This window comes from Desulfonema magnum, from assembly GCF_017377395.1.
Classification (GTDB): domain Bacteria; phylum Desulfobacterota; class Desulfobacteria; order Desulfobacterales; family 4be13; genus Desulfonema_C; species Desulfonema_C magnum.
In genome coordinates, this window is sequence record NZ_CP061800.1 from 2,950,453 (window position 1) to 2,965,610 (window position 15,158).

A 15,158-nucleotide genomic window follows, 5' to 3' on the forward strand; every position below is an offset into this window, starting at 1 on the left:
ATCCTTTAGTCTCTCAGAAAAAAAAATGGCATTTTTCATCATTGTTTCAGAGAATTTTGCAGTCCGTATCTCTCTTTAAAAAGATTCCTACGCTGTCCGTATATTTTCTCTTTTTTTCATATCAGCGGCGATATTTTTACCTTTCTGAAACATTTTTGCATAATAGTCTTTCACTTTTTCAGGATCAAAAGTCAGAAATGTTCCGCCTGAGGCAAAATGCTGAATAAAAACCTTGCCGATGGCATAGGTGGCTGCCCCGGCAAGAATTGGCATGGTCACAACACCGATTGTCTGTCCCATCCCGGGAATGAATTTTGCCAGACTTGCTGTGAGCGTTAATTTCTCCGTGCCTGCTGTCAGAAGAACCGATACTGGCACTGGCAGCGCACCGCCTGCCAGCGAAGACAGCAGATTTTTCACTATATCCTTTGAAAACGGAATATTGTATGCTTTGGCAAGCTTTCTGATCAACGTCAGTTGAACAAGCGTGAGCCCCGCAAAATCCATGAGAGGTAAGGGAATCAGCCCAACTCCCATTGAAACCCATACGTGGTGTCTGAGAATTCCTTCAACCTCTGCTTTAAAAACTTTTTCCTCCGCTTTCTTGGTCCCTTTGTCTTGAAATTCAGGCTTCATGCTGATTCCGTTGTGTTCTGATGTCCTGACGGCATTGTAAGTTTTCTTTACTTTTTCGATACCGTATTTTCTTTCCAGCCGGCGTATAATAAAATGGCCCCGTGCCTTGTCCTGAAAAAGATTGATAAAAATAATATTGATGAGTGCCCCGGCAGCCGCTCCTGCTATGGGGATTGCTCTGGCCATAATCTGTGCGGATATGATGGTCTGATATTTAGCGGCAATCTGTGCGATAAGCTGAACCGCAAAAGGGGATCCCATCCCTGCGATGCCTTTTTTGGCAATGTGTTTGGAAGATTCCTCCGGCGGTTTTTCAAGCGAGGTCCGAATCGCATAATACCCGGTTTCCCCGATATTCTCATCAGCAGGTTCTCCGCCCAGGGCGAAGACTTCCAGAGAGGCAATCTTTGTTTCAAACTGATTATAGTCCTCGCCTTCGTCCCTGGCGATATCCGCAACAGCTCGAAGCATGAGGACAGTGGTGACAGGCAGCTCGGCAAAAAGTGTCAGGATTCCCACACCTCCCACGGCCCCGGCCGTGGCCACATAAAGGATATTTTTTTCTTCGGACACCCGCGGGATATCCCGCTCGGACATGGTTGTCATGGCAAATTCCCATGATTTTTCAATTGCCACGAGATTGCACATTGCCGCCGACTCCCGGTAAGCAGGGGGCAGAAGTCTGCTTAGTGTTTCCGCGGCATCTCCGAAAAAATTTGCTGTTTTAGCTGCGATGCTGTCTTTTTCCAAAAGTGATTTTGCTCTTTTCAGGTCTGCGAGGTCTTTTCCCTGCATAAGAAAAATTGTCTCTTTCACGTTTTTTTCCTCTCTTTCCTGATTTCAACAGCGACCTTCTTGCCTTCCTCAAACATTTCCGCGTAGTAGTCTTTCACCTTCTCAGGATCAAAAGTCAGAAAAGTTCCGCCCGAGGCAAAATGCTGGATAAATACCTTGCCGATGGCATACGTGAATGCTCCGCTGATCATCGGCATGGTGATCACACCGGCAGTCTGCCCTATTCCCGGAACAAATTTTGCCACACTTGCCGACAGTGAGACTGAAACCGCCGGGAGAGCCGTTGTGCGAATCGCAGCAAAGGCAGCGTCGTCAGCAAATGAGGCCAAGACCGCGATCCAGGAAGACAGGGTATTTTTATCCGGTTTCCTGATAAACGGTATTCCATATGCTTTTGAAATTTTTCTCAGCATATTGAACTGAACAAGTGTCAGACCTGCGAAATCTGCAAGGGGCAGAGGAATAAGACTGACACCCATTGAAGCCCATACATGATATCTGAGGATGCTGTCAATATCCTCTTTTGATATGTGTTTTGTCATTGTTTCGACCTGTTCAGTTTCAGATTTTTTCAGCCTGAATTCACAAGCGGTTCTGCTTCCGATTTTTTAGTTTTGATAATGATCACGATATAACTTCGCGAATTTCCTGAGACGCTTATCTGCCCGTTCAAAAAAGAATTTATAGGACTCGCAAAAATGATTGTGTCCCTTGTCTTTCGGATCCCGGATCCGGTCTTTTATACATCCTCCGTAGCACAAATCCAGCCATTGGCATTCCTTACATTCGATCCCGAAATCGGATTTGCGTCTCCCAAAAGCCAGATGGTCCCGGGATCGGAATGCCTCTCCGATTGACATTTCGTGAATGTTGCCCACACGGGTGTCTTCCGATACCAGGTAGTCACAGGAGAACAGATCACCGTTATGCTCAACCACCAGCGCGTCGCCGCAGACTTTGTGGAAGATGCAATGATCCGGGACCATTCCCACATACTTCTGAATCAGCGCGTCAAAAAACCGGACAGATGTTTTTTGCCGGAGCCGTTTGAAATCAAAATCTTTGACCCACAGATTGAACAGACGATTGAGAAAAACGCCGTAATCTTTCGCGTCCACGGAATAGGGGGCGGCGGCATCCGGATTCCGGGGATCAGTTTCCACGACCGGCATGAACTGCATAAAGGTAAATCTGTTCTTCCTGAAGAATTTATAGATTTCTTCGGCATATTTCACCGAATACGCGTTCACTGTGGCCAATACGTTCACTTGCACGCCCTTGTCTGAAAGCATTTTCGCGTTTTCAAACACCTGCTGAAAAGTTCCGTTTCCCCGCAGATCCTTACGGTACTGATTATGAACATGTTCAGGGCCGTCAAGCGAAACCCCGACCAGAAAATTCTCGTTTTTCAGAAAACGGGCCCATTCTTCATCCAAGAGGGTTCCGTTAGTCTGAATCGCGTTTGAATACTCCCTGCCTTTGGCATAATAGCGTTGCAGGGCCACGGCCTTCACAAAAAAATCCAATCCCATCAGTGTCGGCTCGCCCCCGTGCCAGATAAACGTAGGGGTATCCGAACACGCGAACATATCCTCAATGACCTTTTCCATGGTAGCGTCATTCATGCGGTGGGTTGCGGGCAGCCCTTTGTAGAGCGCGTGTTTTTCAAGATAAAAACAATAATCACACCGCAAGTTGCAGAATGATCCGGTCGGTTTCACCAAAATACTTCTTCTTTGTAATGGTCTGCGAGGTATTATCATTTCTTTTTGTCTTTTCGTTTTTTTCATCCGAGGTCACAGGAACCGGAAATAAAGCCGGCTTTTCCCGGTAAAAGAAGACAGCAGGTTCGCAGGCTGTCACTCATATTATTCTCTCCGGTTGCACTGTCAGCCAAAGAGCAAGTTTGGCACTCCGGATGTTTTGCCAAAGTGTGACTTCGGCACATATAACGTTTTTTTAGAAACTGACTTTTATACCGAAACTGAGCGAAGTGTCTTTTTTTTCCATATCACCGATCCCCCTCTCTGTCTGACGCTTTTCATCAAGATAATCCTGAACCGCGTTGTTAAACGCGTTGTTCTCATACCTGATTGTATATGAGGTCAGGAAAGAAATTGCTTTTGTCAGCTTAAAATTCAGGGATAAGCCGAGTTTCCAATTATAATAATCCGAATTATCCAAATCAAAGACATAATTCGCGTTTTCCGAGAAGCTGATAGTCTCAGTGATGTCCCAGTGCAGCTTCTGCAAGAAGTAAAGCGTGTTATAATCATAATCCTCCACTGAAGGGAAATCAGCATACTTTCCCTTTTGGATGTTTTCGTTCATATATTCCATATCTGAAAAGCCATAGGATGCCGACATCCACACATTAAGATTCGGAGAATCAACCACCACACCCATCAGACCGCCAAAGTAACTCACACGATTTTCTATATACTGGGAGGCATTCCTCTCCCATGCCGCTCCGACACCAAGAGATAGCCGCTCCGTAAGCGCAAGGGTCATGATCTCACGCAAAAACTGATCGTTCAGTGAAGTGGATACGCCATTGAGAGACATGGTTGTGTCAGCTTTGGAGATTGTGTAGTTCGTATCGCTGGTTAAGATGCCTTTTCTCAATATCAGGGCGAAGTTCCCTTTATTTCCCGTCTGCTCGGTATTACCGGTCTTTTCCGAATAGGTATAGCTTGCCTCGACATGACACAGGAGGGGGCGGGGAATGGGTTCATATTTTTTCGGATTTTGGTTCCACCAGGGCCCAAGGTCTTTGCCGTTGGAAATCCATGAGCTTTCCTCCGATATCTCCGGACTTTTCTGAGGCACCTCGGCCTGGGCCAGAACTATCGGCAAATCCTGATCCGACTGAGCATCATGGGCTATGGATGTGAGGGGTGCCAAAACCAATGTGGACAGGAGCCAAATAACAAAATACTTCAAAAAAATTTTCATCTGTTTCTCCTTTATTTTTATTTGGGACTAAACAAATCAGTCCCATTTGTTGCCTCTTGATTTCAAGTGGGAATAAGAAACTCGGCTTTTTTTCGGAAAGCCAGCTTATTTATTTACCCTGCTGAAAAAGCCGAGTTTCTTCTTGTTACTGCTTCATCCTGACAAAGAACACTTGAAAATACTGTTTTATTCCTGCATGAAAATAAGTTCCTCCAAGCATATCTCGCTTTGAGCTGTAGTACAGCGTGTAGGTTGATCCCGGATAGCCTTTATCCCGGAGTTCGATAAATATTTTCATGGCTGCTTCTTCCTGAGAAACTTTTGCCTCAGCAATGTTAATCGGTTTGGGATTATAATAGGCCACATCCAGGGGGCCGTCGTCATTTGTTTTTCGGATTTCAATGACATAGGGGCCATCCCGCCGCTGCCACCTGCCAATGAGCTTCTCAGGACTGATCTGATTCTCAGCCAGAGTGCGAGCATCGGCATTTACAGCCGGCCCTTCTGACGGGGTGCCTTTATCCCCGCATCCTGTGATGAAGCATATACAGACCAGCAGAGTTGCCAGAAAAACTCGGTTTTTTTCAGAACACATTCCTAATTCCTAATTTATATAAATTTTGGCCTAATCGCCCTTTTTTGCTCAAAAATCATTGAACACCTGTTGTCTGACCAAATAAGTTTTGACAAGTGCGGCTGACCCGTCAGAACCAGTCCGGTCAGGTACTTACATAGATTTTGTCAGGGAATGAGAATTCATACACTGACACAGGCACAGAGGGTGCGCCATGTTAAGGGCAACTTGTCAAAAGTTATTTGGTCGGGTACTACTGCCCGACCGCACTGATTCTGACGGGTTCTTCGGATGTAAGACAATTTTTCAAATTATTTTTTCGGACAATTTGAAAAATTGTTTTACATGCTTTCGGATTTTCTGAATTTCTCTCACCCGTCATAATCATTGCGGTCATGCACTGCTTATTCATCGGAAATAAGCTTACCATACTCCATTTTCAAAACCCTGTCTCCCAAGTGAAAATACTGATCATGATGTGTTACCGTGATTACGGTTTTTCCCTGATCTCTGAATTCCGGCAGCAGGGTTTCGTAGAAATAGCCTCTGAACTGGGGATCCTGCTCTGCCGCCCATTCGTCAAACAGAAATATGGGCCGATCTTCCATGATAGCCGCTACCATGGCCAGTCGTTTTCTCTGACCGGTCGAGAGATTGGTGGTGGTGAACTTTCCGTCCGCGAATTTCACCTTCTCCTCCATTCCCATGAGTCGGACCAGTCTGTTCACTTTTTCCTCATCAGGGGCCGGAATCCCATACAGGCGGTCGAACAGGTGAAAGTCGCTGAAGATGACCGAAAAGAGGTACCGATGTCGGCGGATGTCCGTGACCTGTCCGTTCAGAAGAATCTGCCCGGATTCGGGGGGATAGAGTCCTGTGATCAGCTTTACCAGCGTGGATTTTCCGCTGCCGTTGCCGCCGACGACAAAGATGATCTGACCTGCCCGGAGACTCAGATTCAGCGGGCCCACGGAGAAATGAGGATGGCCCTTTTGATCCTTGTAACGGAACACGATATCCTGGCACCGGAGTTCCCTGAAGGTTTCCCGCGCGGACATGGACACCTGCGGCACGACATCCGGTTCTGCCCTCCTCAGATTACGCTCTGTCTTCCGGAGGTTCCCGAACGATGCGAGGGCAGTGAGAATGGGGGGGAGCAGGTTTACAAAAATATTGATCGGAATAAAGCAGAGAATCCCGATGCATCGGAACAGGACATCCTTGGAAATGCTGACAAACGGGAACAGGAGAGGAAGCATTCCCAGCAGCACGGTCCACATCGTATAAACAATAACGGTATTAGCCATCATATATTGAGCCGACCTCAGCCGCTGTGAACGCAGATCCGAACAAAGCCTCTTAAAAGACTGATGAAAGAACGCGTCGTTTTTCCGGTCGTTCAGCCGGAGTTCTTTGAATCCCTCAATCAGATGAGTCACCGCGTCGTAAAAAGCGGCTTCTTTCTGCCGGAGACCTTCCGTGACATCTGCAATGCGGTACTGGTTCAACACATAGAGCAGTCCGATTCCCCCGATGACGAGGACTTCGATCATAAACAGGGGAAAGGCCAGGAATGCGAAATATACGACCAGACTCAGCATCATCGCACTTAATTTCAGCATCATGGCCAGCTGGAGAGAGGCATTGCTCAGGGACGTGATATCCTCGGTCAGAACGGTGAAGATTGGTCCCGCGCCCAGGGCCTCGAAAAAGATCAGCCCGATCTTACGGATCCGGTTAATAATCGCGGTTCTGAAGTCCGCGTTCATGGCTTCGAGGGTTTCCCTTACCGTCAGATTGAACCGGCGCGGTACGATAACATCGCTCAACATCACAAGAGCAAACAGAAATATCCATCTGGCCCGGACATCTCCGGGAGAAAGGCCCGCGACTTCAAACAGAATATGTATTTTAAAGAAAGAATTCAGCCCGTCTATCAGAGCCAGCCCCCCCAGTTTCCCGATTACTGGTCTGATCCGCCGGACAGCGAGCGCGGGGATGTCCGGGTCCTGTCCCTGCTGATCATCTTCGTAATCCGAATCGGAGGACGCTGAGGGGTCGGACTTCGCGCGTTCCCCTCCATACGCCGGACGGGGCGGCCGGACCTGGCGCACGGGATCGGAAATCTCCCTTTCCGGTTCCCTTCCCGGGATCCGGTCATCCGCGATCTTTCCGTCTTTCATGGTGATCAGCCGGTCAGCCAAATGGTAGTATCGGTCGTCATGGCTCACGACAACCACGGCTTTGCCCTGGTCCTTCAGAGAGGGGAGCAGTTCCTCATAAAACCATCGCCGGAAATCCGGATCCTGGTCAGCGGCCCATTCGTCAAACGCATAAACGGGCTTCTCCTCCTGCAAGGCCACGACCAGGGCCAAACGTCTCCGTTGTCCCGCGGAGAGATCCGTCGTGGTGAACCGGCCGTCCGAATACCCGGTCTTGCTGGTGAGCCGCATCCGTTCCAAAAGTTCCCGGATATGCCCCTCATCAGGATTCTCGATCCCGTACAGCGCGTCAAACAGGTGAAAATCGGTGAAAACCGCTGAGAAGATATCCCGATGATCGGACAGAGATGCCCGGTTTCCGTCAATCATCACCTTTCCGGATGCTGGAGGATAAAGTCCGGTGAGCATCTTCACAAAGGTGGATTTGCCGCTGCCATTGCCGCCGGCAAGGAACATGATCTCCCCGGCGCGCAGGGTCAGGGAGAAGGGCCCCGCGGAAAAGCCCGGGGTCCCGTCGGGTTCGCGGTATGTAAATACAATATCCTCCAACGTAAGCGTGTGAAAAGCAGCCGGTTCTTGTTTCCATGGATCGCACACGCAGCTCTCGGACTGCCGGGTATGGCGTTCCTTGTCCCCGAACCGCTTCAGACGTTCCAGAGCGGCTTGGCCCCGGGTGATCAGAGGGATCGCTGCAAGGGCCACCATGGATGGCTTGAAAGCATACAAGGTGAAGACAAGCAGTTGTATAATGACCCCTGGCTGGCTCAGGGACGAGAGAAAAAACACATCTGTGCCAGTGAGAAGGGAGATCGAAATTAGCAGGCATATCATAAAATCGGTCTGGACATAAGCAAGCCGGTGTCTCAGCTCCTGTATGTTACAGATAATGGGTCTGAGATGATTGTCAAACAGATCATCGCTTTTTGCATGACTGATTCTGATTTCTCTGAACCCGTCCAAAAAATGGCGGATGATATCGAACAGACGTTTTTCGGCCTGGAAAATTTTGACAAACTGATCCCTGCTGATTTTCTGAAATACTTCGTTGATCATCAGAATCAGGGTGAACACCAGAAGGAAAAGCATCCCCGCCACTCTGGAGAGGCCGAAAAAGATGTATAGCCAGACGACGAACAGGGTGATGAAACTCTGAAGCGTTCTGACACTCTGGACCGCAGCCTCAGCCACGGCCCGGGCCTCTCCCATGCTCAGGCGGATCTCAGCATGGTTGCGCCGTTCGAACTCGGGGAGTTCCTCCCGGCGCAGAAAGTCGGCAATCCCGAGTACCATTTCTTCAAGGGCCTGTTCTGTCAGCATAGCGGTCTGGGATTCCGAGATATAATAAGTGCCAATCTGGATCAGGATGCATCCGATCAGCAGAAACAGCCAGAGGATGTAGCCCTGTCCCGCGGTGATATCCGCGGCCGCATGAATGACCACTATCGGAAACACTCCGGCCGCCACCCCCTGAAAAAGCGACATCATCAGGATGAATGTTGCTTTCTCCGGGGATTCTTTTATTAGAAATCTGATAAATTCCATGGCTTGTGCTTTGTCTGCCCGTTCAAAAAAGATTTACGGCTCGCGGAGATGACTATCAGCAGATCTGAAAGTTTTTTCCCATACGCTCCCGGGGATTGGCAGATCGCCGCGTCCGGCTATTTATCGGCTACATTCCCATTATCCATAAAGATAAGTACCTGACCATAAGTTTTCGATATTTGTCAGGGGAAGAAACCCGGCTTTTTTCCAGGAACGATCCGCCGCCTCTGAAGGAAAAAGCCGGGTTTCTCCGCTGTTCACAGAAAAAGAGATGTATAAAAAATTTTTGCAGGCATAAAATCTCACTTTTACCTGCTCCTGCTCCTGCTCCTGCTCCCTCCCGATGCCGTCCGAGTCATGCCAGGCAGGCATGGGAGTAGGAGCAGGTAAAAAAATAAGCGTGAGATTTTATGATTCTGTACACACTTCCCTTAGCTTCCTATGGACAAGGCGGCAACTGTATGACACCGTTGTCTTCAGCATATTGATCATACAGAAGCTTCAGTTCCTCGACGATATCCGGTTCTTCATCAGCGATATCCTCAAGTTCAAACGGATCTGTGGCAAGATTGTAAAGATGAAGCGGAAGATCGCAATCCCCATCGGACAATTGAGTCACTGGCAACGGCTGGACAAGCTTCCAGTCGCCGAGGCGCACAGCGTGTGCAATATGCAGTTCCAAAGTCAGTGAGCGTTCCGGGTCGTATTCCAGATCGCCTTCAAACATATCGGCCATGGAAATGCCAGCCATCGGCGTGATGGGGCTGCCGTCATAGGTATCGGGGTATTCTATTTCGGCCATCTCCAGGATGGTCGGTGCGATATCCATCACCGACACAATACGATCGGATATCTCACCAGATACCGCGGCCTTGGGATAATGGAAAATCGCGGGTGTGTGCCAGCCACCGTCGTAGAGAGAACCCTTGTTCCCATGAAGCGGCGTGTTTTTAGCATAAGACCATTCCGGACCGTGTGTGACGCGGGAATTCCAATTGCCCAGATTCTCATAGCTGTTGTCCTCATCATCGGGACCCAGGCCGTAATAAAGCTCTCCTGCGCCATTATCGGAAAAAAGGATGATCACCGTATTTTCATATTCTCCGATGTCTTTGAGATGACTGACCAGACGGCCGATATTCTCATCCAGAACATCAACCATGGCTGCGTAAATCGCCATTTTTTTGGCACTTATCATCTGCTCTTCCTCACTCAGCTCATCCCACGATCTCACATCGTCAGGCAGGGGAGGCAGTTCGGCATCTTCGGGCCAAAGTCCCAGTTCCTTCTGGCGTTCAAACCGCTCCTCACGAATGACATCCCAGCCTTTGGCATAGACATCCAGATATTTGGCAGTGACCTCCGCGGGTGCATGCAGGGGGGTATGCGGCGCGGTATAGCACAGGCTGAGATAAAAGGGTTTGTCTGTATCCCGTTCATCCAGCATTTCAATGGCCATGTCAGTGTAGTATTCGGTGGAATAGAACTGCTTGGGGAACTTTTCAATCACCTCTCCGTTGTTTACAAAGGTCCCTTCCTGCGCGGCCTGCAATGTTCCGTCCGGCCTGGAGTAATGGAGACCGCCCCCGGGCAGAAGCGTGCCGCGGGTTACATCGAACCCTCTGTTGCTCGGATAATATTCCGGTGTTTCCTTTCCCAAATCCCATTTGCCGGTATGCATCGTGTGATAGCCGGCTTGTTGGAGCAGTTCGGGAAATGGCAGCGCATCCAGGGCCAGACGCGATTCATAATTGGGCTGATTCAGCACCTCCTGCTGCAACACCTCTTCCATTTTCTCTGTGGTGGAGGTCATGAATCCAACACCTGCCGTATGATGATCCTTGCCGGTAAACAGCATGCCGCGGGTCGGCGTCGAGGTGGCACATGCATAAAAATTGTTCAGCATAACCCCATCTTCCGCGAGTTCATCAATATTCGGGGTCGGGATTTCTCCTCCGTAGCTCCCCAGATCGGAAAACCCCATATCATCAATGACCAAGGTGATAAAGTTGGGGGTACGGTCTTTTTCCGTATCGCCGTTTGGGGGTGAATCGCCGTCCTCATTCCTACATCCTCCGATGGCAATCGTCAACGCAACAAGCAATGCTCCTGCACATTTTCTGATGTCCATAATCTTCTCCTTGTTTTGAAGTTCGGATACAATTTTAAGGTAGAGACCTCTCAAGCTGATAATAATTTAACGCATCACCTCCTTCTTTGGTACTCAACAAATCGAAAAGTTCCTGTCAACGCTCGGTTCGGATTGACAAATCCGAACCACCCCTGCCGGATTTGCCAATCCGGCAGGAAGTATCACTCATCAGGTGTCAGTCATCAGGCACTGAACTGTCTTTTAATACATTCTTTCATCATCCGGACCAGGGCCGGGGTGTTGGCTGGCGAAACCATGTTGAAATGATTGCCCGGGGTGTCGTGAACCTCCATGCCTTGGAGCGCAAAGGGTTTCCATTCCTGTACCGGATTTCCCATCTGGATGTCAAAAGGAATTTTCTCAGAGGGTTTGAAGAAGACGATCTTACTGCTGACAGGACCTTCCGGCTTGTAAAGTCCCACAAGCCTGTTGTGGTGTTTGTAGAGATCAAACCAGTTCATGGCATAATCCTGATCAATATCCGGCCTGAACAGTCCGGCCATTTTGATCGCATTCAGCAGATATGAAAGCTGCGCTTCGCGTGAATCATGCAGATCCAGCTCATCCAGTGTCACCCCGTGGTAATGGGGCACACGATCCATCAGAAATTCGATATCATCTTCCTTATATACATTGGCCAGAGGCTCGGGCGCATCAATCATGATGAGAAGCGGCGCGGTTTCCCCTGTGCGTTCCAGGATGCGCGTCATTTCAAATGTGACGCTTGCGCCAAATGACCATCCGCCCAGAAGATAAGGCCCTTTTTCCTGAACACTGCGGATTGCGGCCACATAATCGGCAGCCATCTCCTCAATGCTGTCATGAAAGGACTCGCCCGGTTCGGCCCCTCTGGGATGGATGGCATAAAAAGGGCGTTCGTTTCCCATCAGCTCTGCTATTTTAACGGAATTGAACGCGGAACCGCCCGAGGCATGAACAAAGAAAAACGGCGCCTTTGATCCCAGGGATTGCAGACAGACCAGGGGCGACCATGGCACCGGGCCGGAATCCTCGCGCAGCATTCTGGCAAGCTCTTCCACGGTTTTGTGCTGAAACAGGGCATGAAGCGGAATGCTGACACCGAATTCCTCCCGGATATGCGACATCATCCGTATGGCAAGCAAAGAGTCCCCGCCGCTCTCAAAAAAGTCGTCTGTCACCCCCACAGGAGAAACACCAAACAATTTTTCCCACAGCCGGACAAGGCTCATCTCTGTTGTATCGCGCGGATACGCATAACTTTTTTTTCTGAGGGCCGGTTCCGGCAATGCGCTGCGATCAACTTTGCCGTTCGGACTTAACGGGAGGGCCTCCATAAACACAAAAAAGGCGGGGATCATATAATCCGGCAGGGTCTTTCTGAGGGCATCTTTCAGATTCCGGATAATATCCGCTTCCTGATCATCCTGTTTTTCTGTCACCAGGTATGCAAGCAGTTGCTTATGACCGGATTCGCTTTCCCGCATAACCACGACACTCTCTCTGACTTGGGGAATTTCTGACAAAGCAGATTCGATTTCACCCAGCTCGATGCGTAAGCCGTGCAGTTTGACCTGAAAATCAGCACGTCCCAGATATTCAATATTGCCATCAGGCAGCCATCTGGCCAGATCACCTGTTTTATAGACCCGCTCGGTTTTGCCGAACAATTCGACTTGGATAAAGGTTTCGGCCGTGAGTTCGGGACGATTGAGATAGCCGCGGCCCACCTGAATTCCGCCGATATATAATTCCCCGGGTACGCCAATAGGAACGGGCTGATGGTTTGCATCCAAAACATGGAGCTGCGTGTTGGTCACTGGTTTTCCGATGGGAACCGAGGTCTGAGCCTCCTCAGGCCGGCACTGCCAGTAACTTACATCCACGGCCGCTTCTGTGGGGCCGTAAAGATTGTGTAATTCAGTTTTCAGGTTCGCGAATCGGGCAAAAAATTGTCTCACGAGTTCTGGAGTCAATGCCTCACCGCTACAGATGACCCGTTTCAGACTGTGGCACTTCTCCACATCAGCATAAGCGACGAATGTCTGCAACATGGAAGGCACAAAATGCATCACCGTCACTTTATGCTCGGCAATCACCGAGGCCATATAAGCCGGGTCTTTGTGACCTTCGGGTTTGGCAACGACCAGGCCCGCGCCGGTGATCAGCGGCCAGAAAAATTCCCATACTGACACATCAAAACTGAAAGGGGTTTTTTGTAAAATACGATCCTGAGCCGTGAGCTGATAAGTCTCCTGCATCCACAGCAGACGGTTGACGATTCCGGTATGCTCGTTCATCGCACCTTTGGGCTTTCCGGTTGATCCCGAGGTGTAAATCACATAAGCCAGATCATCCGGGTGCCTGCTGATGTCCGGATTTTCAGCGGGCTGATCAGTGAAATCCGTTTCATCCGGACACACCACAACGCAGTCATGTTCCAAATCCTCCAGGGCCAGATTCGCTTTCACGCGGCCCTGAGTCAGCAGCACGGGCGTGGCGCTGTCAGCCAGCATGTAGGCGATACGATCCCTGGGATACCCGGGGTCAACAGGAACATACGCGCCCCCGGCTTTGAGAATGGCCAGCAGACCGATGACCATTTCCGATGAGCGGTCCGCGCAGATGGCGATCAGAGGATTGTCTGATAATAAAACCGTATCCTCACGGGTTCCGAGGCGGGTCAGATAATGGGCCAGCTGATTGACCTTTTTGTTGAGCTGGCGATATGTCAGTTTCTGATCCCCAAATATCAGAGCAGTGTTATTCGGTGTTTTTTCAACCTGCTGTTCAAACAGGTCAGCAATGGTGAGGTCTTTGGGATAATCCCTTGGCGTATCATTCCATGCCTGTAGCTGCCGAATCTCTTTTTCGGGCAGTATGGGCAGCCGGCTCACAGATTCTTCGGGATGATCGGCAATCGCGGTGAGCAGGATTTTAAAACGATCTGCCATGCGTCCCACGGTCTCAGGACTGAACAAATCCGGGTTGTAATTCAGCCGGGCTTTCATGGTCTCGCCTTCTTCAACAACAAGGGTCAGATCGAACTGTCCTTCCATCTGGGGCATGTCAAAAGGCGAAACGGTAAGATCTCTGACATGCGGAGGCGAAAACCCCGCGGGCTTGACATCAATCATGACCTGAAACAGAGGCGTGTAGCTCGGATCCCGCCGGGGTTGCAAGGTTCTGACCAGCAAAGGGAAGGGATAGGTCGAATGTTCAATGGCCTCCAAAACGCTTTGTCCGGTCCGGGACAGCAGCTCACGGAACGAGAGATCAGCACAAGGAGCAATGCTCGCTCGCAAAACAACCGGATTGACCAGATAGCCGATGATATTGGCGAACCGAGGTTGGCGGTTCGTCGAGGTGGGCGTGCCTATCCATATCTCGGTTTGTCCGGTGTGACGATGCAGAAGGATCTGAAAAGCGGTAAGTAAGAGACTAAAGCGGGTGCTTTTCTCCTGTCGGGCCAACTGGCTGAGTTTTTGGCTGAGTTCGGCTGACAGAGAAAACGGAACAGAGGCGCCCTTGTGAGTCTGCACAGCCGGACGCTGGTAATCCGTGGGCAGCTTGAGAACAGGACTTTCCCCCTCCAAGCGGCCCTGCCAGTATCGGAGTGATTCCTCTCCCGCGGAACTGTTCTTCATGGCGGTCTCGGTCCGCACAAAATCCGCATAACTGGCCTCCAGGGAGGGTAATACCGCGTTTTGCCCGCTCAGTTCGGCCTGGCAGAGCGTCAGCAGTTCATTGCCCAGAATATTCATGGACCCGGCATCCCCCAGGATGTGGTGCATGGTCAGAAGAAGAACATGCTCCCGGGGGGCGGTCTGAAATATGTCGGCCCGCAAGACCGGTCCCCGGGCCAGATCAAAGGGCTGCTGATATGCGGTTTTCACAGCCGACAGCAACTCCTGCTCGGACCATCCGAACCCCTGATGCACCTTCCAATGAGAGGTTCCGGAGGGATGTACGGTCTGGACCGGTTCTCCGTCTGCAATATCAATGGTGGTTCGCAGGGCCGGATGGCGGTCCACGATCTTTTGCAATGCCTTTTGCAAAACCGTCATATCCAGGCTGCCTTCCAGTTTCAAAGGAAAGGCCATGTTATAGGCAGGACTGTCCGGGGCATTCTGACAGATAAACCAGAGCGCCTGCTGGCCATAAGATAGCGGATAGTTGTACGCCTGTCTTTTTTCTTGCAGCAGGCGTGCCAACAATGCCCTTTTGTCTGTGATTGACGATTGTCGTGTCATGAAAATATAATCTTCTTTTTTTAAGGTTAGGGGCGCACGGCCGCGTTTTT

At 50.1% G+C, this 15,158-nt stretch carries 8 protein-coding genes; all 8 read right to left on the reverse strand.

Annotation, left to right across the window (positions count from 1 at the left end; translation table 11 throughout):
• Positions 1–87 precede the first annotated feature (87 nt).
• A complete protein-coding gene (locus dnm_RS11790) occupies positions 88–1,452 on the reverse strand; it encodes an EcsC family protein (RefSeq protein ID WP_207682843.1) in 1,365 nt (454 codons plus the stop codon).
• Positions 1,449–1,973, reverse strand: coding sequence for a YcjF family protein (locus dnm_RS11795; protein WP_207682844.1), 525 nt, complete (start codon positions 1,971–1,973; stop codon positions 1,449–1,451). Before dnm_RS11795 ends, dnm_RS11790 begins: the two co-directional genes overlap by 4 nt.
• Positions 1,974–2,039: 66 nt before the next feature.
• Positions 2,040–3,152 (reverse strand): anaerobic sulfatase maturase, encoded by a 1,113-nt coding sequence (locus dnm_RS11800; RefSeq protein WP_246556364.1) that lies wholly within the window; start codon positions 3,150–3,152, stop codon positions 2,040–2,042.
• 238 nt (positions 3,153–3,390) lie between these two features.
• Positions 3,391–4,386, reverse strand: a complete 996-nt coding sequence (locus dnm_RS11805; protein ID WP_207682846.1) for a DUF481 domain-containing protein — start codon at positions 4,384–4,386, stop codon at positions 3,391–3,393.
• 145 nt (positions 4,387–4,531) lie between these two features.
• Positions 4,532–4,981, reverse strand: a complete 450-nt coding sequence (locus tag dnm_RS11810) for a hypothetical protein (protein WP_207682847.1) — start codon at positions 4,979–4,981, stop codon at positions 4,532–4,534.
• Positions 4,982–5,364: 383 nt separating this feature from the next.
• On the reverse strand, positions 5,365–8,724 hold the full coding sequence (locus dnm_RS11815) for a cyclic peptide export ABC transporter (RefSeq protein WP_207682848.1): 3,360 nt from the start codon (positions 8,722–8,724) through the stop codon (positions 5,365–5,367).
• 439 nt (positions 8,725–9,163) lie between these two features.
• The gene (locus tag dnm_RS11820; protein WP_207682849.1) at positions 9,164–10,855 is read right to left on the reverse strand and encodes an arylsulfatase; all 1,692 of its coding nucleotides are present in this window, start codon (positions 10,853–10,855) and stop codon (positions 9,164–9,166) included.
• Positions 10,856–11,058: 203 nt separating this feature from the next.
• Positions 11,059–15,108 carry a non-ribosomal peptide synthetase gene (locus dnm_RS11825; RefSeq protein ID WP_207682850.1) on the reverse strand — a complete coding sequence of 1,350 codons (4,050 nt, stop codon included), beginning with the start codon at positions 15,106–15,108 and terminating at the stop codon, positions 11,059–11,061.
• Positions 15,109–15,158 lie beyond the last annotated feature (50 nt).